Here is a 401-nt window from a genome sequence, read left to right on the forward strand (position 1 = left end):
TGTGGTGGGCTGGTTTTTGTTTTTTAGAGACAGGGGCAGGGGCCGTACGGCCGTGGGCGCGGCGGCGCCCCGGCGCGGCAGACCCGCGGCCCGGCGTCCCAGCGGGCGCGAGCGCCACGACGAGAAGATCACGGTCTATGTCTCCGCCGAGGAGCTGATGGACCTCGAACACGCCCGGCTGGTGCTCCGCGGCGAGCACGGCCTGGCCGTGGACCGCGGCCGGATCGTCCGCGAGGCGGTCGCCGTGGTCCTCGCGGACCTGGAGGCACGCGGCGACGCGAGCATCCTGGTGCGCCGCCTGCGCGGTCGCTGATCCGCGGGGCGGTAGCCTGCCCCGCGATGCCGACCGCCGACGACCCCGCGCCGAACCCCCGGCGCTCCCGCCGCCCGCTGGGCCGGGG

1 pseudogene is annotated in these 401 nt (G+C 76.3%); it reads left to right on the top strand.

Going from position 1 to position 401, the window contains the following annotated elements:
• Positions 1–313 (top strand): annotated as a pseudogene (locus tag AC2CJA_RS27305) (hypothetical protein); the annotation flags it as partial.
• Positions 314–401: the final 88 nt, after the last annotated feature.

It is taken from the genome of Streptomyces sp. ATLC9 (assembly GCF_057196705.1).